The organism is Microbacterium sp. Z6_144 (assembly GCF_057197625.1).
Genome location: NZ_JBXVPT010000001.1, coordinates 1714701 through 1734432, shown reverse-complemented (window position 1 = coordinate 1734432; position 19732 = coordinate 1714701). Strand labels below are relative to the sequence as shown.

Annotated in this window: 17 protein-coding genes; 5 read left to right on the top strand and 12 right to left on the bottom strand. The window is 69.2% G+C overall.

The genetic code is table 11. The features are described 5' to 3' along the window. Positions 1–162: 162 nt before the first annotated feature. The 4 genes from AC2DGY_RS08475 to dut form a co-directional block, all read right to left on the bottom strand. A complete protein-coding gene (locus AC2DGY_RS08475) occupies positions 163–3030 on the bottom strand; it encodes an aconitate hydratase (protein WP_484509251.1) in 2868 nt (955 codons plus the stop codon). A 131-nt stretch (positions 3031–3161) separates the two neighbouring features. Continuing rightward, a complete protein-coding gene (locus tag AC2DGY_RS08470) occupies positions 3162–3932 on the bottom strand; it encodes a DUF3159 domain-containing protein (RefSeq protein WP_484509250.1) in 771 nt (256 codons plus the stop codon). After that, positions 3929–4525: a DUF3710 domain-containing protein gene (locus AC2DGY_RS08465; protein ID WP_484509249.1), complete on the bottom strand. Its 597-nt coding sequence runs from the start codon at positions 4523–4525 to the stop codon at positions 3929–3931. The genes AC2DGY_RS08470 and AC2DGY_RS08465 overlap by 4 nt, the downstream gene beginning before the upstream one ends. After that, entirely contained in the window at positions 4522–4977 is a 456-nt protein-coding gene (gene dut, locus AC2DGY_RS08460) for a dUTP diphosphatase (protein WP_484509248.1), read from the bottom strand. The genes AC2DGY_RS08465 and dut overlap by 4 nt, the downstream gene beginning before the upstream one ends. Before the next feature lie 12 nt (positions 4978–4989). Here dut and AC2DGY_RS08455 point away from each other — a divergent pair, with 12 nt between their 5' ends. Beyond that, entirely contained in the window at positions 4990–5481 is a 492-nt protein-coding gene (locus AC2DGY_RS08455; protein WP_484509247.1) for a DUF3093 domain-containing protein, read from the top strand. Here the strand turns inward: AC2DGY_RS08455 and AC2DGY_RS08450 are convergent. Further along, on the bottom strand, positions 5456–5749 hold the full coding sequence (locus AC2DGY_RS08450; protein WP_484509246.1) for a DUF4193 domain-containing protein: 294 nt from the start codon (positions 5747–5749) through the stop codon (positions 5456–5458). The two genes, AC2DGY_RS08455 and AC2DGY_RS08450, sit on opposite strands and share 26 nt — an antisense overlap. A gap of 221 nt (positions 5750–5970) precedes the next feature. Here AC2DGY_RS08450 and sepH point away from each other — a divergent pair, with 221 nt between their 5' ends. Beyond that, the gene (gene sepH / locus AC2DGY_RS08445) at positions 5971–6990 is read left to right on the top strand and encodes a septation protein SepH (RefSeq protein ID WP_484509245.1); all 1020 of its coding nucleotides are present in this window, start codon (positions 5971–5973) and stop codon (positions 6988–6990) included. A 4-nt stretch (positions 6991–6994) separates the two neighbouring features. Here sepH and AC2DGY_RS08440 read toward each other — a convergent pair whose 3' ends face one another. Beyond that, positions 6995–8122 carry an alkaline phosphatase family protein gene (locus tag AC2DGY_RS08440; RefSeq protein ID WP_484509244.1) on the bottom strand — a complete coding sequence of 376 codons (1128 nt, stop codon included), beginning with the start codon at positions 8120–8122 and terminating at the stop codon, positions 6995–6997. A gap of 84 nt (positions 8123–8206) precedes the next feature. On the opposite strand from AC2DGY_RS08440, the gene AC2DGY_RS08435 reads away from it, so the two are divergent. Then, positions 8207–10666, top strand: coding sequence for a DNA gyrase/topoisomerase IV subunit A (locus tag AC2DGY_RS08435; RefSeq protein WP_484509243.1), 2460 nt, complete (start codon positions 8207–8209; stop codon positions 10664–10666). A 276-nt stretch (positions 10667–10942) separates the two neighbouring features. Here the strand turns inward: AC2DGY_RS08435 and AC2DGY_RS08430 are convergent, their stop codons facing one another. Beyond that, on the bottom strand, positions 10943–13012 hold the full coding sequence (locus AC2DGY_RS08430) for a DNA gyrase/topoisomerase IV subunit B (RefSeq protein ID WP_484509242.1): 2070 nt from the start codon (positions 13010–13012) through the stop codon (positions 10943–10945). A gap of 167 nt (positions 13013–13179) precedes the next feature. Between AC2DGY_RS08430 and AC2DGY_RS08425 the strand changes: the two genes are divergently transcribed. Continuing rightward, the gene (locus AC2DGY_RS08425; RefSeq protein ID WP_484509241.1) at positions 13180–13404 is read left to right on the top strand and encodes a DUF7455 domain-containing protein; all 225 of its coding nucleotides are present in this window, start codon (positions 13180–13182) and stop codon (positions 13402–13404) included. 61 nt (positions 13405–13465) lie between these two features. Here the strand turns inward: AC2DGY_RS08425 and AC2DGY_RS08420 are convergent, their stop codons facing one another. The 3 genes from AC2DGY_RS08420 to AC2DGY_RS08410 are packed head-to-tail and all read right to left on the bottom strand — an operon-like array spanning position 13466 to position 16211. Further along, positions 13466–14515 carry an alanine racemase gene (locus AC2DGY_RS08420; RefSeq protein WP_484509240.1) on the bottom strand — a complete coding sequence of 350 codons (1050 nt, stop codon included), beginning with the start codon at positions 14513–14515 and terminating at the stop codon, positions 13466–13468. After that, complete coding sequence (locus AC2DGY_RS08415) at positions 14503–15153, bottom strand: alanine racemase (protein WP_484509239.1); 651 nt, start codon at positions 15151–15153, stop codon at positions 14503–14505. Before AC2DGY_RS08415 ends, AC2DGY_RS08420 begins: the two co-directional genes overlap by 13 nt. Before the next feature lie 26 nt (positions 15154–15179). Continuing rightward, positions 15180–16211, bottom strand: a complete 1032-nt coding sequence (locus AC2DGY_RS08410) for a sugar-transfer associated ATP-grasp domain-containing protein (RefSeq protein WP_484509238.1) — start codon at positions 16209–16211, stop codon at positions 15180–15182. Between the two features lie 89 nt (positions 16212–16300). Here AC2DGY_RS08410 and AC2DGY_RS08405 point away from each other — a divergent pair, with 89 nt between their 5' ends. Further along, positions 16301–17335, top strand: coding sequence for a sugar-transfer associated ATP-grasp domain-containing protein (locus AC2DGY_RS08405; protein ID WP_484509237.1), 1035 nt, complete (start codon positions 16301–16303; stop codon positions 17333–17335). A gap of 39 nt (positions 17336–17374) precedes the next feature. Here AC2DGY_RS08405 and murJ read toward each other — a convergent pair whose 3' ends face one another. Then, positions 17375–18973, bottom strand: a complete 1599-nt coding sequence (gene murJ, locus AC2DGY_RS08400; RefSeq protein WP_484509236.1) for a murein biosynthesis integral membrane protein MurJ — start codon at positions 18971–18973, stop codon at positions 17375–17377. Between the two features lie 56 nt (positions 18974–19029). Further along, on the bottom strand, positions 19030–19728 hold the full coding sequence (locus tag AC2DGY_RS08395) for a coenzyme F420-0:L-glutamate ligase (protein WP_484509235.1): 699 nt from the start codon (positions 19726–19728) through the stop codon (positions 19030–19032). Between the last annotated feature and the right edge of the window lie 4 nt (positions 19729–19732).

Genomic DNA, 19732 nt, shown 5'->3' with positions numbered 1-19732 from the left:
CCTCTTCGGCCGGTCGGGGCGCCTGGGCGCCGTGCTGTCGAGTTTAGCCGGGCGGTACTGGACGGTGTCTGCACGCGCGCAATCAGCTCGCCGTGTGTGGGTGCCGCACACAGTAGCGGCCCGCGGGGGTGTCTCCCCGCGGGCCGCTGGTGCTGATCGGCCTCAGACCAGAGAGCGCAGCACGTACTGCAGGATGCCGCCGTTGCGGTAGTAGTCCGCTTCACCGGGCGTGTCAATGCGGACGATCGCGTCGAACTCGACGGTCTGCTTGCCCTCCGCCGAGAACTCGCTCGGCTCGGCGGTGACGCGCACGGTCTTGGGCGTGACGCCGTCGTTGAGCTGCTCGAGGCCGTGGATGGAGACGATCTCCGTGCCGTCCAGCCCGAGCGATGACCAGCTCTCTCCCGCCGGGAACTGCAGCGGAACGACGCCCATGCCGATGAGGTTCGACCGGTGGATGCGCTCGAAGCTCTCCGTGATCACGGCCTTCACGCCGAGGAGGCTCGTGCCCTTGGCGGCCCAGTCACGGGATGAACCGGAGCCGTACTCCTTGCCACCGAAGACCACCAGCGGGGTGTCCTGTGCGGCGTAGTTCTGGCACGCGTCGTAGATGAACGACTGCGGTCCGCCCGGCTGCGTGAAGTCGCGGGTGTAACCGCCCTCGACGATCGCCCCGTCGTTGACGGCGCGCACCAGCTCGTTCTTGAGGCGGATGTTCGCGAACGTGCCGCGGATCATCACCTCGTGGTTGCCACGGCGCGATCCGTAGGAGTTGAAGTCCTTGCGCTCGACGCCGTGCTCGGCGAGGTAGCGCCCCGCGGGGCTGTCGACCTTGATGTTGCCGGCCGGGCTGATGTGGTCGGTGGTGACGGAGTCGCCGAGAGCGGCCATGACCCGGGCACCGGTGATGTCGCGCACCGGAGTGAGCTCCATGGTCATGCCGTCGAAGTACGGGGGCTTCCGCACGTAGGTGGACGACTCGTCCCACTCGAACACGTCGCCGGTCGGGGTGGGAAGGTTCTGCCAGCGCTCGTCGCCATCGAAGACGGTCGCGTACTGACGCGTGAACATCTCCTCGTTGATGGACGAGTCGATCGTCGCCTGCACCTCGGCAGCATCCGGCCAGATGTCCTTGAGGAACACGTCGTTGCCGTCGGAGTCGGTGCCCAGCGGATCGGTCTCGAAGTCGAAGTTCATCGACCCGGCGAGCGAGTAGGCGATGACCAGGGGCGGCGAGGCCAGGTAGTTCATCTTCACGTCGGGGTTGATGCGGCCCTCGAAGTTCCGGTTACCGGAGAGCACCGCGGTGACGGCGAGATCGTTGTCGTTGATGGCCGCGGAGACCTCTTCGATGAGCGGCCCCGAGTTTCCGATGCACGTCGTGCAGCCGTAGCCGACGGTGTAGAAACCGAGGTCTTCGAGGTCCTTGGTGAGGCCGGCCTTCTCGTAGTAGTCGGTGACGACCTTCGATCCCGGCGCGAGCGTGGTCTTGACCCACGGCTTCGCCTTGAGGCCCTTCTTCACCGCGTTGCGGGCGAGCAGGCCCGCCGCGAGCATGACCGACGGGTTGGAGGTGTTGGTGCACGACGTGATGGCCGCGATCGTGACGGCGCCGTGGTCGAGCATGAAGGACTCGCCACCCTCGAGGGTGACGGGGGTCGGCTTCGACACCGCCGAGGGGGCGTGGTCCAGCGATGCTGCTGCGTGCTCGTGCTGGTGGGTGACCTCGGTGGGCGGCTCGCCCTGGCTCGTCTCGTCCTGGGGCGTGAAGCCGAGCGGGTCGGAGGCAGGGAACGTGGCCTCCACCGCCGCATCCACCGCGGTGTGCGCGCTCGGGTCGGCGTAGTCGAGGAGGTCGTGCTCGAACTGCTCCTTGGAGCGCGACAGCTCGATGCGGTCCTGCGGGCGCTTCGGCCCGGCGATGGAGGGGACGACCGTGGAGAGGTCGAGCTCCATGTACTCGCTGAACACCGGCTCGGTCGCCGGGTCGTGCCACAGGTGCTGCTCCTTGGCGTAGGCCTCGACCAGTGCCACCTGCTCGTCGCTGCGTCCGGTCAGACGCAGGTAATCGAGGGTGACGTCGTCGATCGGGAAGATCGCGGCGGTCGAGCCGAACTCGGGGCTCATGTTGCCGATGGTGGCGCGGTTGGCCAGTGGCACGGAGGCCACGCCCTCACCGTAGAACTCCACGAACTTGCCCACGACGCCGTGCTTGCGCAGCATGTCGGTGATCGTCAGCACGACATCGGTCGCGGTGACGGCCATCGGGATCGAGCCGGAGAGCTTGAATCCCACGACCTTCGGGATGAGCATCGACACGGGCTGGCCGAGCATGGCCGCCTCGGCCTCGATGCCGCCCACGCCCCACCCGAGGACGCCCAGGCCGTTGACCATGGTGGTGTGCGAGTCGGTGCCCACGCACGTGTCGGGGTAGGCGCGGAGCACGCCGTCGACGGTGCGGTCGTACACGACCTTCGCGAGGTGCTCGATGTTCACCTGGTGCACGATGCCGGTCCCCGGGGGGACGACCTTGAAGTCGTCGAAGGCGCCCTGCCCCCAGCGGAGGAACTGGTACCGCTCGCCGTTGCGCTCGTACTCGATCTCGACGTTGCGCTCGAGGGCGTTCTCCGACCCGAACAGATCGGCGATCACCGAGTGGTCGATGACCATCTCGGCGGGCGAGAGCGGATTGATCCGCGACGGGTCTCCCCCGAGCGCGGCCACGGCCTCGCGCATGGTGGCGAGGTCGACGATGCACGGGACGCCGGTGAAGTCCTGCATGACCACGCGGGCGGGAGTGAACTGGATCTCGGTGTCGGGTTCGGCCGCAGCATCCCACGATCCGAGGGCCTGGATCTGTCCGCTCGTGACGTTGGCGCCATCCTCCGTGCGCAGCAGGTTCTCCAGGAGGACCTTGAGGCTGAAGGGGAGCTTCTCGTACCCGGCGACGGTGTCGATCCGGTAGATCTCGTAGTCGGTGCTGCCGACCGTCAGGGTGCTCTTGGCACCGAAGCTGTCAACCGTGGACACGATCGTCTCCTTCGTCGGCGAATACGGGCCGGGCCCGCTCTCTCATCTTCCCCGCCGTATCCGGCGGCGGCTAGGAAGGTTGCCCTAACCGGGAAGACGCGAGAATTTATCTCGATGTCAAGATAAATGTATCAGGTCTCGCGCGACGGGTAGAGCGCGCGCACGGCGAGCCATGTGACGGCCAGGAGCGGCGCGAACAGCGGCAGGCCCATCAGGATCTTGAGGGTTCCGAGCGCCGTGACGTTCTCGGCGAAGTACAGGGGCAACTGCACCACCAGGCGCGCGGCGAACAGCGCCGCCCATGCGATGGAGAGCCAGAAGAACACGCGACGCTTGCGGGCGTTGCGCCGCCACTGCGTCCCCTCGTTCATGAGGAAACCGACGGCCAGGCCGATCAGCGGCCACCCGACGAGGGCGGAGATGAGGAACGCGGCCCCGTAGGCGCCGTTCGTGAAGAATCCGAAGACGAAGTTGTCCTGGCCGCGACCGGTGAGCAGGGTGAGCGCGGCCGCCGCGGCGGTCGCCAGAAGCCCGCCGATGGCGGCGCTGGCCGGGGATCGCTGCACCAGACGCAGCACGGTGAACACCACCGCGATGCCGACCGATACGCCCAGGCTCACCCAGAGGTTCCCCTGCTCGGTGGCCTGGTCGTAGGTGAGCGTGAACAGGATCACGAACGCGAGGCTCGGCAGGACCGATTCGAGGATGCCGCGCCAGCCGCCCATCGCGGTCCATACGGCCGCACCGGTGGAGGAGCCTGCCGCAGGGTCGAGCCCCGCGCGGCGGGCTGCGGCGCCCAGCGCCGCTCCCAGTGCCTCGGAGGCGGGCGGCGGCACCTCCGGCGTGCCCGAGGTGCGCGCGGCGTCCGGCGGCGTGGCCCGCGGGGCGTCGGGATCGCTCACGCGCTGCCCGGTGTCGCGGGCATTTTGAGCGGAATGAGATCGCGAGGGGGCATGGGCGCCGTGCCGCGCACCACGACGATCGAGCGGAAAAGGTCTTCGACCTTGGCCGCCGCATCCGTATCGCCGGTAGCTGCTCCCCCGATGACGCCGCGCAGGAACCAGCGCGGTCCGTCCACACCGACGAAGCGGGCGAGGCGCTTGCTGGCGCCCTCCGCCCCGGCGACCACGGGCACCTCGGCGAGGAGCTCCGGGCCGAGGGGACCTTCTCGTTCCTCGACGCGGCCACCCTGCTGACGTACCTGCTGACGGATCTGCTCGCGTGTCTCGGTCCACAGGCCGGTGGTGCGCGGTGCCGCGAACGGCTGCACCTGCAGCGTGGAATCGGCGTAGTCGAGTCCGACGGCCACGATGCGCTTGGTCTGCTCCTCGACCTCCAGGCGGAGGTTCAGACCCTCCCGCGGAAGCACCTTGATGCCCCCCAGGTCGATGTAGGGGCGGACGGGGTTGGCCTCGGACTCGTCGAAGGGGCCGGTGACCGCGCGGTCGTTGGGCGACTCCTTGGCGGCAGGTGTCTGCGGGGGCAGATCGGTCATGCCCGGCTCCCTTGCTGGTTCGAATAACCCGTCGACCCGAATCCGCCCTCGCCCCGAGCGCTGTCGGGAAGGGTGTCGACGGGGAGGAAGCGGACGGGGGGCACGGGCATCACGATGAGCTGCGCGATGCGATCTCCCACCGCGACGTCGAAGGCCTCGCGGGCGTCGGTGTTCAGCAGCGCGACCTTGATCTCGCCGCGGTACCCCGCGTCGACGGTGCCGGGGGCGTTGACGATCGTGATCCCGTGCTTGGCGGCCAAGCCGCTTCGCGGAACGACGAAGGCGACGTGACCGTCCGGGAGCGCGATGCGCACACCCGTGGCCACCAGGGCGCGCTCTCCCGGCTCGAGGCGAACGGCCTCGGCAGCCATCAGATCCGCTCCGGCATCGCCGGGGTGCGCGAACACGGGAGCCGCGGCGGCGATAATGGGCACGTCGACGGTATCGGTCACCCCACGAGGGTAATGCAGATGGGAAGGTGCAGCATCCGCGACCCAATCACCTATCGCGAGCGGCTGAGCCCATCCCTGTGGGCGTTGGCGGCCGCCGCCGTGTGCGGTCCGATGGCGGCCCTCGTTCTCGCACCCATCGACCAGACGGTCGCGCTGATCGCCGGTGCGGTGGTCGGCGTCGGCGTCGTGGCCGCTCTCATCGCCCTGTCTCCCGTGGTGGAGATCCGGGACGGGGTCCTGCACGCGGGACGGGCGCACATCGACGCGGAGTTTCTCGGAGAGCCCGTCGCGGTGACGGGCGAGGACGCCCGCCAAGCGCGTGGGGCGCGCCTGGACGGGCGGTCATGGATGCTGCTGCGAGGCGGGATCGACGGGGTCGTCACGGTTCCCGTGACCGACCCCGACGATCCCATTCCGGCGTGGGTGATCTCCACGCGCACGCCGGATCGGCTGGCGGCGGCGATCCGCCGCGCTCAGGTCAGGCCGCGCACTCCACGCAGATAGGGCCGGAGCCGGCCTCGTGGTCGAGCTGCGAGCGGTGCTTCACGAGGAAGCAGTTGGAACAGGTGAATTCGTCCTCCTGCGGGGGGAGGACGACGACATCGAGTTCGAGGTCGGAAAGATCCGCACCCGGAAGTTCGAAGCCTGAAGGGTTGTCGGCGTCTTCAACGTCGATCGCACCCGACGTCTTGTCCGGCACGCGCTCCTTCAGGGCCTCGATCGACTCGCTGTCGTCCTCGGTCTTGCGGGGTGCGTCGTAATCGGTGGCCATGCGTGAACGTCTCTTCTTTCGGATAAATCAGGGGGTGCCTTCGCCCGATCGGGCGGCCACAGTTTGCATGACCCACCGGCGATTAGCAAATACGCGGGGGGCTGGGGCACCGGGGTGGTTCGGGATATGGGCGAAACGCGCGGCGCGCCCGCGATATTCCCGGTGGCGGGCGGCGCCTGTGTCAGCATGGGCGCTGACCGCAGATCGAAGGGGTGTTTCGCATGGAACAGCTCAAAGTCATCGGCACCGAGGAGAACCTCCTGGTCCTGGCGACGGACTCCGGCGAGCGGTTCACGCTCGCCGTCGATGAGGTGCTGCGCGGCGAAATGCGCCGCGCGCGTCGCGAACGGACCGCAGAAGAACGGGGCCCTCGGCCGAGCCCGCGCGAAGTGCAGGCCCATATCCGAGCCGGAATGTCGGCGCAGGAGGTGGCCGCGCTCATGGGCGCCCGCCTCGAGGACGTGGTGAAGTTCGAGCGGCCCGTCCTGGCAGAGCGCGAGCACATCGCGGGGCAGGCCCTCGCCGTGCCGGTGCTTCTCGGCGGTGAGCTGGAGCACGAGCACGTGACCTTCGGAGCCGCGGTGCGCGCCAAGCTCGCCGAGGCGCACGCAACCGGTGAGCGCTGGACCAGCTGGAAGGAATCGACCGGCTGGATCGTCAAGCTCGAGTTCACCGCCAACTCCATCGACCACGATGCCCGCTGGGGCTTCGACCCGCGCCGGAGCACGCTGTCGCCGCAGAACGCCGACGCGATCCAGCTGTCGCGGCAGGGCTCACTCCCGGACGGGCTCATCCCGCGCCTGCGGGCTCTGGACGTTCCGCTCGCCAAGGACGACACGCGCTTCGACAGCGGCGCCTTCGGCCCGCGCCGGATGGAAAACGACACAGAACCGTTGCCCGACTCGCCGTTCGCGGGGTCGGTCGCCGACGGGGCCAAGCGTGCGCCGGAGGCGCCGGTGACCTCGACGGAGACGGCCGACCTGCTCGAGGCGCTGCGCCGGCGGCGCGGCCAGCGCGAGCCGCTGCCCGGCACCGACTCCGAAGCGGAATCACGACGCCCCTCCGCGCCGGTCGCGCTGTTCGATGCGCTCGAGCCCGGGTACGACGAACCAGCCTCTCAGCCGGATTCTGCACCGTCGGGATCCGCCCCGTCCGAAGGAGGAGGCGGCCGCCGCAAGGGGCGCACGTCGATGCCGTCGTGGGACGAGATCGTCTTCGGCGCCCGCGGCGACGAGAACTGACGCGTCAGGCGAAGGCGCCCAGCCGCAGGAGCGGCACGATGCGCTCCTCGATCGTGAGCGAGCCGTGCTGGCCCACCATGCGCTGGGCCCCCTTCTCGACCTCGCGGTCGTCGTAGTAGGCCACTCCCGCGCGCGCGGCGACCAGCACGTCGCCGATGCGTTCGCGCACCGCCGGGTCGACAGCGCCGAACACACCCGCCTCCAGGGCCTCCTCGCGCGAGAACACCCACGCCCGGCCCGACTCGGCGGCCTGCCAGGCCGCGTGGACGTCGGCTTCCCGGCCGGGGTCGGCGTAGAGGTGCAGCATCCTCGGCTCTCCCCCGACGACGGCGACCCCGTCCCAGAGGGGGGAATCGGCCCCGAACAGCAGTCGCCGGTGCGCAGGGACGTCGACCATGCCGTGATCGGCCGTGACGAGCGCCCCGGTGGCGGGGTGGAGTACGTCGGACAAACGCTGGACGGCGGCATCCACCCGTTCCAGCGCGGATGACCACTGATCGGACTCCCAGCCGTGTCGGTGGCCGACGCTGTCGAGGTCGGGGGCGTAGAGGTAGACCAGGGCGCCGGGATGCTCCGCCGTCAGCCGCGCGGCGGCTTCCACCCGCTCGACGAGATCCTCGATCCCGAGGATCTCCGCTCCCCGCAGCGTCGCTTCGGTGAACCCCGTCCCCCGATACTCGGGCCGCGAGACGACGAAGGTGCGGCGTCCCCCTGCGGCCTCGCGCTCGAGGATCGGGCGGGACCGCTGCCACGTCAGCGGGTCGAGTCCGTCGGTCTCCCACCCGCGGAGCTGGTTCGGGGCGGCATCGGTGCCCGGGATGCGCACCTTGTACCCGACGATCCCGTGCTGCCCCGGATCGGTTCCGGTGAGCAGGCTCGTGAGAGCCGCCGCCGTCGTCGAGGGGAACACGGTGCGGGCGACCGCGGACCGCGAGGCGAGCGAAGACAGGAACCGGGCGTGCCCGCGCCGGGCAGCCAGGTTGTGCGCGCCGAGCCCGTCGAGGACGAAGACGATGGCGCTTCGCGCCGGCGGCAGCGTGTCGGAGCCGCCTTCCAGGGCGGCCACCACATCGGTCAGCACGCCGGTGAGGCTCCGGGCGCGTGGCGGGTACGCCGGTAGGCTGAGGGACATCCGGGTCAGTCTCGCACAGGCGAGCGGCCCTGCGTCCAGGCGCAACCGCCGCGACCGACACCGCCGACCCGAGGCCCAACGGACATGCCCTCTTCCCGCCCCTCCCCTGCCGTCGAAGAACGCATCGAAGACGTCGACCTCTCCGCCGAGATGCAGGGGTCGTTCCTCGAGTACGCGTACTCGGTGATCTACTCGCGGGCGCTTCCCGACGCCCGAGACGGCCTCAAACCCGTGCAGCGCCGCATCCTGTACCAGATGGCGGAGATGGGGCTGCGGCCCGATCGCGGCCACGTCAAGAGCGCCCGCGTCGTCGGCGAGGTCATGGGAAAGCTCCACCCGCACGGTGACGCGCCCATCTACGACGCGCTGGTGCGCCTCGCCCAGTCCTTCTCGCTCCGGGTGCCGCTCGTGGACGGGCACGGCAACTTCGGCTCGCTCGATGACGGCCCCGCTGCGCCGCGCTACACCGAAGCACGCCTGGCGCCTCCCGCGCTGGCTCTGACCGCAGACCTCGACGAGGACGTCGTCGACTTCATCCCGAACTACGACGGACAGTTCCAGCAGCCCGAGGTGCTGCCGGCGGCCTTCCCGAACCTGCTCGTCAACGGCGCCTCCGGCATCGCCGTCGGTATGGCCACGAACATGGCACCCCACAACCTCATCGAGGTGGTCGCTGCCGCGGTGCACCTTCTGCAGAACCCCGAGGCCACGCTCGAAGAGCTCATGGAGTTCGTCCCCGGGCCCGACCTCCCCTCCGGCGGCATCATCGTCGGACTGGACGGCATCCGCGACGCGTACGCCAACGGGCGCGGATCCTTCCGCACCCGGGCGAAGGTGTCGGTCGAGCCTCTCGGGCCCCGCCGCACCGGCCTCGTCGTGACCGAGCTGCCCTACCTCGTCGGCCCCGAGCGGGTGATCGAGAAGATCAAGGACGCCGTCACGAGCAAGAAGCTCACCGGGATCGCGGACGTCACCGACCTGACCGATCGCAACCATGGGCTGCGCCTGGTGATCGGCATCAAGACCGGGTTCGATCCGAGCGCGGTGCTCGAGCAGCTCTACCGACTCACGCCGATGGAGGACTCCTTCGGCATCAACAACGTCGCACTCGTCGACGGTCAGCCGCAGACGCTCGGGCTGCGGGAGCTGCTGCGGGTGTACCTGGACCACCGCATCCGGGTGGTCACCCGCCGGAGCGAATACCGGCTCGCTCGTCGCCGCGAGCGGCTGCACCTCGTCGAGGGCCTGCTCATCGCGATCCTCGACATCGACGAGGTCATCCAGGTCATCCGCGCCTCGGATGACGGCGAGCAGGCCCGTGGGCGACTGATGGACGTCTTCGACCTGAGCCAGCTGCAGGCCGAGTACATCCTGGAGCTGCGTCTTCGACGTCTGACGAAGTTCTCGCGCATCGAGCTGGAGGCTGAGCGCGACTCCCTCAAGGCCGAGATCGCCGCGCTCGTCGAGTTGCTCGGCGATCCCGCGCTGCTGCGCGCTCAGGTCGCGCGGGAGCTGGAAGCCACCTCGGACGCGCTCGGCACGCCCCGCCGCACCCTGCTCCTCAACGGCGGCCCGGTCACTCCGCGCTCCTCGCGGGGGTCGGCGGCCGCCGCCGATCTGCAGATCGCGGACGCCCCCTGCCGCGTCTTCCTGTCGGCGACGGGCCGGATGGTGCGCGCCGAACGCTCCCCCGACGCGCCGAACGAGGGCATCGTCACGCCGGCCCGGCGGTCCAAGCACGACGCGATCCGCTCGGCCGTCGACACCACGACCCGCGGCGACGTCGGCGCCGTCACCAGCGCGGGGCGCCTCATCCGGTTCTCCCCCGTCGATCTGCCCTCCGTTCCCGGCAACGCCGTGCAGCTGGCCGCCGGCACGCGAGCCGACCAGTACCTCGGGCTCTCCGGTGGAGAGCACGTCGTCGCCGTCGTGCCCCTGGTGGCCGATCCCCCGATCGCGCTGGGCACGGCCCAGGGCGTGGTCAAGCGCGTCGCGGCGACCGAGTTGCCGGCGAACAAGCACGACGTGTCGGTCATCGCCCTCCGCGAGGGCGACCGGGTGATCGGAGCGGCGCCGGCAACCGACGGCGCAGAGCTCGTCTTCGTCGCCGCCGACGCCCAGCTGCTGCGGTTCGACGCCTCGTCCGTTCGTCCCCAGGGGCGTGCGGCGGGCGGCATGGCCGGGATGCGCCTGACCGACGGGGTCGAGGCGATCGGCTTCTCCGTCGTCGGGGCATCCGCGTTCGATGCCGTCGTCATCACCGTCGCCGGTTCCAGCGCCGCGATCCCCGGCACCGACGCGGGCAGCGCGAAGGTTTCGGCGTTCACCGAGTACCCGGCCAAGGGGCGCGGCACGGGCGGCGTGCGAGCCCACCGGTTCCTCCGCGGCGAAGACGTGCTCACTGTCGCGTGGGTCGGTTCCGACCCGCGTGCGGTCGGGCCCGACGGTGCCGTGCGCCAGCTGCCGCCCTCCGGGGCGAAGCGCGACGCCTCCGGGTCACCCGTCGACGGCGTGATCGGCGCCGTCGGCACGACGGTCCGCTGACGCGTCGACCGCCTCGACCGCCTGAACCGCCTGAACCGCGAGAATCCAACTGCGCGGCGAGAATCCGGCGGCCTGCGGCATCCTCGTCGGGCACATGGATTCTCGAGGAACCCCCGGCGGGCGACCGCGTGCGGGGGCTCGGACGCTTCTACGAGCTCAGCGACCGAGCGGCAGCACGTCGCACAGGGCGGTCCCTGAGCGTGTCGAAGGGTCCGCCCGGGCCACGGCGCGCGGGTGACGCAGGGCGGTGCCTGAGCGTGTCGAAGGCCGCGCGGGTCAGGCGTCGATGCGCTCGCGCGCGAGCCGGTCGCTGGCCTCGACGATGAACTCGCGCCGCGGCGCCACGTCGTTGCCCATCAGCAGCTCGAACACGCTCGCGGCCACTTCGGCGTGCTCGACGCGCACCCGGCGGAGCGAGCGGCCGGCGCGGTCCATCGTGGTGGTCGCCAGCTGGTCGGCATCCATCTCCCCCAGCCCCTTGTAGCGCTGCACCGGCTCTTGCCAGCGCTTGCCCGCCTTGGTGAGCTTGGTGAGCAGGGCGTGCAGCTCCTGCTCGCTGTACGTGTAGATCGTCTCGTTCGGCTTCGTGCCGGGGTTCATGACCACCACGCGATGCAGCGGCGGAACCGCGGCGAAGACGCGCCCGGCTTCCACGAGCGGTCGCATGTACCGGAAGAACAGCGTCAGCAGCAGCGTCCGGATGTGCGCGCCGTCGACATCGGCGTCGCTCATCAGGATGATCTTGCCGTAGCGCGCGGCGTCGAGATCGAAGGAGCGTCCGGATCCGGCACCGATCACCTGGATGATCGAGGCGCACTCGGCGTTGGACAGCATGTCGCTGACCGAGGCCTTCTGCACGTTCAGAATCTTGCCGCGGATGGGCAGCAGCGCCTGGTATTCGCTGTTGCGCGCGAGCTTGGCGGTGCCCAGGGCGGAGTCTCCCTCGACGATGAACAGCTCGGAGTCGGAGACGTCGTTCGAGCGGCAATCGACGAGCTTCGCCGGAAGCGACGACGACTCCAGCGCGTTCTTGCGGCGCTGCGTCTCCTTGTGGGTGCGCGCCGAGATGCGCGACTTCATCTCGGAGACGACCTTGTCCAGGAGGAGGGCCGTCTGCGCCTTGTCGTCGCGCTTGGTCGAGGCGAACCGGGCGGCGAGCTCTTTCGTGACGACCGACGAGACGATCTGGCGCACCGCGGGTGTGCCGAGGATCTCCTTCGTCTGCCCCTCGAACTGCGGTTCGGGAAGGCGGACGTTCAGCACGGCGGTGAGGCCGGCGAGGATGTCGTCCTTGTCCAGCTTGTCGTTGCCCACCTTCAGGCGACGGGCGTTCTGTTCGACCTGGGTGCGGAGGGTCTTCATGAGCCCCTGCTCGAAGCCCTGCTGGTGCGTGCCGCCCTTGGGAGTCGCGATGATGTTGACGAACGAGCGCATCACCGTGTCGTAGCCCGTGCCCCACCGCAGGGCCACGTCGACCTCGCAGGTGCGTTCCACCTCGGTGGGCACCATGGCACCGGTCGGCTGGAGCACGGGCACCGTCTCCGTGAACGTGCCGGAGCCGGTCAGGCGCCACGTGTCGGTGAGGCCGGAGTCGGGGGCGAGGTATTCGGCGAACTCGGAGATCCCGCCGTCGTAGCGATAGGTCGTGTCGACCGGCTCTGCGGTGCGTTCGTCGCGGACGACCAGCTCCAGCCCCGGAACCAGGAACGCCGTCTGGCGCACGCGCTGCTCGAGCTCGTCGAGCCCGAAGGCGGCGTCCTTGGTGAAGATCTGCCGGTCGGCCCAGTAGCGGATGCGCGTTCCGGTGACCCCCTTGGGGGCCTTCCCCACGACGCGCAGTTCGCTGCTGTTGTCGAACGGGGTGAACGGCGAATCCGGCGACGGCCCGGCGAAGATTCCCGGCTCACCGCGATGGAACGACATCGCGTAGGTCTTGCCGCCGCGGTCGACCTCGACGTCGAGGCGCTCCGACAGGGCATTCACGACGGATGCTCCGACACCGTGGAGACCGCCGGATGCGGCGTACGAGCCGCCGCCGAACTTGCCCCCGGCGTGCAGCTTCGTGAAGACCACCTCGACGCCGGAGAGCCCGGTGCGCGGTTCGATGTCGACGGGGATCCCGCGGGCGCGGTCGCGCACCTCCACGCTGCCGTCGGTGTGGAGCACGATGTCGATGCGGCTGCCGTGGCCGCCCAGCGCCTCGTCGACGGAGTTGTCGATGATCTCCCACAGGCAGTGCATGAGACCACGGGAGTCGGTCGAACCGATGTACATTCCGGGGCGCTTGCGGACCGCTTCGAGCCCTTCAAGCACCTGAAGGTGGTGGGCAGAGTACTCGGCGATCACAATTTCCCACGATAACCGCGCGCGGAGGCGTGGGACTGCAGACACACGGCACCGGAGGGCCGCCGTACGCGCTGAGCGAAATGCGGGGGCATGCGGGCATCGTGGGTGGAGCCCCGTGGTTGTATGAGGTGACCGAAGCACCGCGAGCACCGGAGGAGGGTACCGATATGAATACGCTTTCGACACCGACCGACAACGGCGCCGTCCTCGAATACCGTCTCACCGCCGCTGATCGGTGTGACTCGTGCGGGGCACAGGCGTACATCGCCGCAGAGGTGAATGGCAGCGAGCTGCTGTTCTGCGCGCACCACGGACGCAAGTACGAGGAGAAGCTGCGCAGCATCGCCACCTCGTGGCACGACGAGACCGCTCGCCTCAGCGAGTCGGTCTGACGACGACCGAGTCGTTTCGAGCCGCGATCCGCTCATAAGACGGGTCGCGACTCCGCCGTTTTCAGGCGGTTGCGACCCGTCTCACCGACGGGGTCAGTCGTGTGACGATCTCTTCGCCGACCGTGTCGATCCGTACGGCGAGGGCCGTCGCATCAGATTCGCCCTGCTCGCCACGACCGAAGACGGTGACCATGTCGCCGACGGCCGCATCGGCCCATGACGCGACCGTCGTGCGGTGGTCGCCGATGTGGAGCACCTCGCGGGCCCCCTGGGGGGTGCCGATAGACGCACCCGTGAGCGTCGACGGCAGACCGTGCAGCGCGCCGATGGCGACGTCGACGCGGTTGCCGCGCACGCCGATCACGCGTGCTCGGAGGGCGGCCACGGGACGGATGCCGGGGATCTGAGGACCATCGGCCGAGCGGATGCCGTAGCAGAACGCGCCGATGCGGCAGACGGTGCCGCGCAGCTCCGGACGCCACCACGACGCCGCGGATGCGGTCAGATGGATGTCTTCCGGGTCGATGCCTGCCCGACGCAACACGCCGAGCGCATGGCGGAACTCGGCCGCCGCCGCGTCGTCCTCGCCGTCGCTGGCCTCCGCCAGGTGGCTCCAGATGCCGACTACTCGGAGGGCGCCGGAATCCTGCGCGCGGGCGGCCTCGGCCACGAACGCCGGCCAGTCCTCCGGGCGGACGCCGTTGCGGTGCAGACCGGTGTCGATCTTCAGGTGGGCGACCGCCGTACGGCCGCTGGCCCGCGCGATCGAGACCACGCGTCGCAGGTAGTCGTCACCGCCGATGCCGAACTCGAGGCCGGCATCCAACCCCCGCGCGACCTCCTCGTCCGTCGAGGTCGCCCACGCGAACACGCGGCCGTGCGGCCTGCGAGCCCGGATGCGCTCCCCCGTTTCGACGTCGTAGCTGCCGAAACGGGTCAGTGCCCCGTGGTCGGCCAGAGCATCCAGCACCCATTCGACGCCGTGTCCGTAGGCGTCGTCCTTCATGGCCAGCATCAGGGCGGACGGTGCGATGTGCGTGCTGACCAGCGACACGTTCCGGATCAGCTGTGACGCGGAGAGCTCCAGGACGGGGACCGTCAGTGGGTCCATTCGCGCACCGCCTTCGCGCCGGCGACGGCGACCAGTTCGGTCATCCGTAGACCGGTAGCCCGTGCCCACGCGGAGAGTCCGTCCACCGCCGGTCCTGCTCCGAAATACACGACATCCGGGCCCTCCGGAGCGTCGTGCGTCTGCAGGTCGATCACGCACACGTCCATGGCGACGCGCCCGACGATCGGCCGCAGCGCCGCGCCGATGCCGACAGATGCGCTGTTGCCGAGCGCCCGCACGATCCCCTGTGCGTATCCGCCCGTCACCAGCGCGATCGTGGTGTCGCGCTCGGCCCTGTGCGTGTACCCGTAGGACACCGCCTCCCCTGCGCGCAGCAGCTTCCGCGAGAGCATCCGACCGGTCAGGACCATCGCCGGCACGTGTCCTGAACCTGGCAGGCCGTACAGCAGGTTGCTATCGATGTCGGGCACCCCATCGCTCACGGCGTCGATGCCGGCGCCCCGCAGGGGCGCGAGCGACACCTCATCCACGACGACCCGTGAGACGCCGGCCGACTGGATGACGTGGGCCGCCTCGCGCACGCCGTGTCCGAAGGCGTCGGCACGCAGGTCGGCGACCGTGCCGCCGGCATCCACCGCCGCACGCGCCGACGCGCGCAGCGCGCTGCGCGAGATCACCGCGCGCGGGAGGCTGCCGGACGCCGTCACTTCCGGCTGGCCTCGATCACCGGGCGGTGCCGGGCGCGACTGCCGGTGCGGATGCCGGTGGCGCTCACCCGGGTCTCGTACAGCCCGGGCGTCCAGTTCCCTTCGATGAGCACCGGGCCGTCCGGGGTGACGGCGACATCCCACCCGATGTACGGCACGGTCGGGATCTCTCGGGCCGCTCGCGTGACGAGATCCACGACCTCATCCCACATCGGCACCTCGAAATCCACGATGGACTTGCCCGAATCCGGGTGCGTCTCGTACCGGGACTTGTGCTTGCCGGTGTGGCCGGGGCCGAAGGAACGACCGTTCTCGTCGATCATCGTGAAGAAGCCGCCCCAGGTGAACTGGTCGCTCACAGCGCCGCGGCCGAACTTCTGCGCAGCCATCAGGACATGCACCTTCTCGCCGTCGAAGAACGTGGTGACGCGGGTGGTGTTGACCGTGCCCTCGCAGTACTCGGCGAGATAGGGATGCTGCACGATGCGCTGCTCGATGAGCCGCTGGCCCTTGGCGCGCAGTTCGTCGCGGAACGTATTCCAGTCCTCGACCTCGGCCGCGTCGTAGCGGAAGACGCCCTTGCCCTCGCGACCGACGGGCGTCTTCGCGATGAACACGGGGTTCTTCTCCGCGAAGGCGCGAAGGCCGTCGGCATCCACCTCGTCGAGGTCCAGCCAGTCGCGACCGAGATAGTCGGCGAAACGGCGGTTAAACGTGAGCTTGTTCTCGAACTGCAGCGCATCGGTGCGATCGTTCAGCGCCTGCGCGAGGTGGTGCTGGATCAGCGAGGTCATGAAGGTCTTGCGCTCAGCCCTGCTGAGCAGCGCGAAGTCCGCCTCGTAGTAGTCGATGTAGGCGGTGTCGTGGAAGGCGGCCCACACGAGCATGTCGACGAAGGTGCGCGGGGCCCACGTGCCCTGCTCCTTCGCGATCTGTGACGCGAAGGACCACACCCGCCTGATGTCGAACGATCTCAGCCGCTTCAGGACATACTTCAGGCGCGCTCTGAGCGCGACGTCTTGAGACAAAACGACCCTTTCGAGGTGGACGGTCCGGCGTCCCATGGTAGTCGCTCGCCCCGTCCCGGCCCCGGGGAGCCGCGTGCTAGCCTGGCGGGGTGGACCAGAAGCGCCTACGCGTTCGGTATCTTTTCGACCGGGCACGGCGACTGGATCCTACGCAGCTGATCGAACTCGCCCGTCAGGTGAAGCGCGTTTCGAAGGCCCCTCTCCCGGTGATCATCGCCGACATGCTGTGGTGCTCCGTCCGCTACGAGATGGGATTCCGCGACTACGTCGTGTGGGACATCCGCATCCTGAACGCGCGCGAGCGGGCGACCTGGATGACGCACCCGAAGGCCTTCCGTCTGAACAAGACCCTCAACGGCCCGGACTCGAAGGTCATCCTGGGGGACAAGGCTCGGTTCCTGACCGATTTCGCCGATCTGGTCGGTCGTGAATGGATCGATGCGAAGGTCGCGACCGAGGACGAACTCTCGGCGTTCCTCGGCCGTCACCAGCGCGTGATCGCCAAACCGGCTGCGGGCGAGGGCGGTGCCGGGATAGCGATCTTCGACACCGCCGACATCGCCGATGTCGCCGCGTGGCGAGCGGAGCGGGTCGAGAAGGACCAGACGCTGCTCGAACAGGTCCTGACGCAGCACGATGACCTCAACGCCGTCTATCCGGACAGCGTCAACACCGTCCGCATGATCACCTACCGCGACCCGCACGGCGAGCTGCACGTGATCGCCTCTGTGCTGCGGATCGGCAACGGCGCCGTGATCGACAACTTCGCCTCAGGCGGGATGTTCACGATGCTCGACGATGACGGTGTCGCGCTGTATCCCGGCGTCGACAAGCAATCGAACATCTACCACAGGCATCCGATCTCCGGCGCCGCGATCAGGGGCGTGCGGGTGCCGTTCTACCCCGAGGTCGTGAGCATGATCGCCGCGGCAGCGGCTCGCCTGCCGACCGTGCCTTACGTCGGCTGGGACATCGCGATCACACCCGACGGGCCGGCACTCATCGAGGCCAACCACAACTCCAGTGTGTTCCAGATGAAGCCTTCGGCCTCCGGCATCCGCACGGGATTGCTGCACCGCTACCGCGACGCCATCGGCGCCGAGATCGTCGACAACCGGCGCTGAGCGGCCCGGTTCGGGCCAGCCCCGCCGTCCTGGGCACGATCAGGCGCGACGGCGGCGGATGGTGTCGACGGCGACCTTCAGCTCCGGCGCGCGCAGCAGCGCCAGGAGGCCGACATACACCAGGACGCTGACCACTCCGATGAGGGCGGCTCCCAGCGCTCCCTGGAGCATGCCCTCGAGCATCCAGCCGCCCACTCCCCCGCTGAGCACGAAGACGCCCCACCCTGCGGCACCGGCAGGTATCGCCGCGACAATGAACCGCGCGAGTCCCCACCACGTGGCGCCGAGGCCGAGTGGTCCGAGCTTGCGTCGGAGCAGCACGATCGCGATGATCGTCTGGACGATGCCCACCAGCGACTGCACGAGCGCGACGGCGGCCGCCAGATAGCCGACCGAAACGGTCGCGGCGACGGCGAGGGTCCCGGTCAGGACGAGTGCTCCCTGCACCATCGTGAACACGAACGGGGTGCGCGCGTCACCGTAGGCGTAGAACGTGCGCTGGATGATGAACAGCACGCCCATCGGGATCAGGCTCACGAGGTAGGCGATCAGCACGGGCGCCATCGCGCCCGCTTCCTCGGGGCTGTGCGTGAACACGCGCGACGCGGGCACCGCTGCGGCCGACACCGCGGCGACGGCGATGACGGTGAACAGGCCCAGGACCCGAATCGACTGCCCGACGTCGGCGCGCAGCTCGGTGTGCCGACCGGCGGCGGAGTGCTCGCTGATGCGCGTGAAGTAAGGCGTCCCGATGGCGAGGATGATCATCGAGTACGGCAGCATGTACACGAGCCAGGCGTACTGGGAGGCCGCCGCCGAAGCGTTGTCTCCCGCGGCGGTCGAGGCCGTCGTCACCGTGAGCGACTGCACGATTCCGACCGCCTGGCCGATGAGAGTGGTCAGGAAGGTCCACGTCGCGAGCTTGCCCATGTGGCTGAGACCCATGCCGCGCCAGCGGAAATCCAGCCGCAGCGGGATGCCGGCCTTGCGCCAGAAGAACACCAGCACCACCAGCTGTGCGATGACGCCCAGGGTCGCCGTACCCGCGAGGGTCATCACCATCGAGCTGTTCCAACCGTCGAGCGTGTTGCGGTTCTGCCCGAACAGCATGATGAAGACCACGAAGCCGGCGATCGAGACGAAGTTGTTGACGATCGGCGCCCAGGCGTACGGCGCGAAGATCTTGCGAGCGTTCAGGATCTCGCCGAGCAGCGCGAACATCCCGTAGAAGAAGAGCTGCGGGATGCACCAGTACGCGAACTGGGTGGCCAGGGCATACTGCTGCGGCGACTGGAAGTTCGAGTACAGGTCGATCAGCAGTGGAGCGCAGGCCGTCGCCGCTACGGTCACGACGCCCATGATGAGTGCGCCGAGGGTGAGCAGCTTGGCGAGGAAGTCGTGCCCTCCGTCGCGCTGAGCGCTGATCCGCACCACCTGGGGCACGATCACGCCGGTCAGGACGCCCGCCGAGATCACCATGTAGATGCTGTTGGGCAGTTGATTCGCGATCGCGAAGGCGTCCGGTGCCTGCCCGAACGAGTTGATCGCGACCACGAGCACGATCGTGCGCAGCAGCCCGGTGACCCGGGACGTGAGCGTCCCCGCTGCGATCGTCGCGCTGGCGCGACCAAGACTCATACGTGCCCTTCCTCGTTGGGGCGGCTCAGCGCCGCTGGGAACCCAGCGTCACAGCGTCAGAGCGCGCGGACGACGCCGAGAGGCGTCGACTCGTGTCCCTGGCCGAGCGGGTTGTCCTTGAGGATCGCCACGAGGCGGCGTTCGCCCGCCTTGTCCAGCGTCGAACCGAGGATGTTCCCACCCAGGTCGTTGATGTCGACCACGGCGACCTCCGCCACCCCGCCGAGCAGCGACTTAAGATGTTGGGCGACCTCGCGCGGCTTATCCGGACCGAGCACGACCGCCTTGTTGTACGGCGGGATCGTGCCGCTGGTGGGACCGTCGATGGCGCGGGCCTTGTCGCCGGCGATCCGGTAGAAGTCGCCCTTCCGGCCGAATGCCTTCGTCACGGCCGAGACGGCAGCCGCGAACAGGATGCGGGGAACCCCGCACTCGCGCAGCGCCATCTCCATCGTCTCGGGCATGCCCAGGCCGATGCCGTAGGGCGTCCGCACCACGAAGCGCGACAGGAACAGCGCGAGTCGGCGCGGGTGGATGTCTTCCACGAGATACGACCGGCCCTGCGTGATGGCGACGATCTTCTCCGTCACGAAGAAGATGTCACCCGGCTGGACGACGTCGGTCGCGTACTCGCGGATGAACGGGTCGAGCTCGTCGCCCGGCATCACGACCCGCGTACGGATCGGGATGCGGGCGTACGTCGCTCCGTCGACGGTGACCGTCAACGCCTTGCCGGCATTGGCCTCAGCGGTCATGAGC

Coding starts and splice junctions, on each gene's coding strand:
- AC2DGY_RS08395 (WP_484509235.1), bottom strand. CDS start 19,728: ATGACCGCTGAGGCCAATGCCGGCAAGGCGTTGACGGTCACCGTCGAC.
- AC2DGY_RS08420 (WP_484509240.1), bottom strand. CDS start 14,515: ATGGACCCACTGACGGTCCCCGTCCTGGAGCTCTCCGCGTCACAGCTG.
- AC2DGY_RS08440 (WP_484509244.1), bottom strand. CDS start 8,122: ATGTCCCTCAGCCTACCGGCGTACCCGCCACGCGCCCGGAGCCTCACC.
- AC2DGY_RS08450 (WP_484509246.1), bottom strand. CDS start 5,749: ATGGCCACCGATTACGACGCACCCCGCAAGACCGAGGACGACAGCGAG.
- AC2DGY_RS08455 (WP_484509247.1), top strand. CDS start 4,990: ATGCAGATGGGAAGGTGCAGCATCCGCGACCCAATCACCTATCGCGAG.
- AC2DGY_RS08435 (WP_484509243.1), top strand. CDS start 8,207: ATGCCCTCTTCCCGCCCCTCCCCTGCCGTCGAAGAACGCATCGAAGAC.
- murJ (WP_484509236.1), bottom strand. CDS start 18,973: ATGAGTCTTGGTCGCGCCAGCGCGACGATCGCAGCGGGGACGCTCACG.
- AC2DGY_RS08465 (WP_484509249.1), bottom strand. CDS start 4,525: ATGACCGATCTGCCCCCGCAGACACCTGCCGCCAAGGAGTCGCCCAAC.
- sepH (WP_484509245.1), top strand. CDS start 5,971: ATGGAACAGCTCAAAGTCATCGGCACCGAGGAGAACCTCCTGGTCCTG.
- AC2DGY_RS08425 (WP_484509241.1), top strand. CDS start 13,180: ATGAATACGCTTTCGACACCGACCGACAACGGCGCCGTCCTCGAATAC.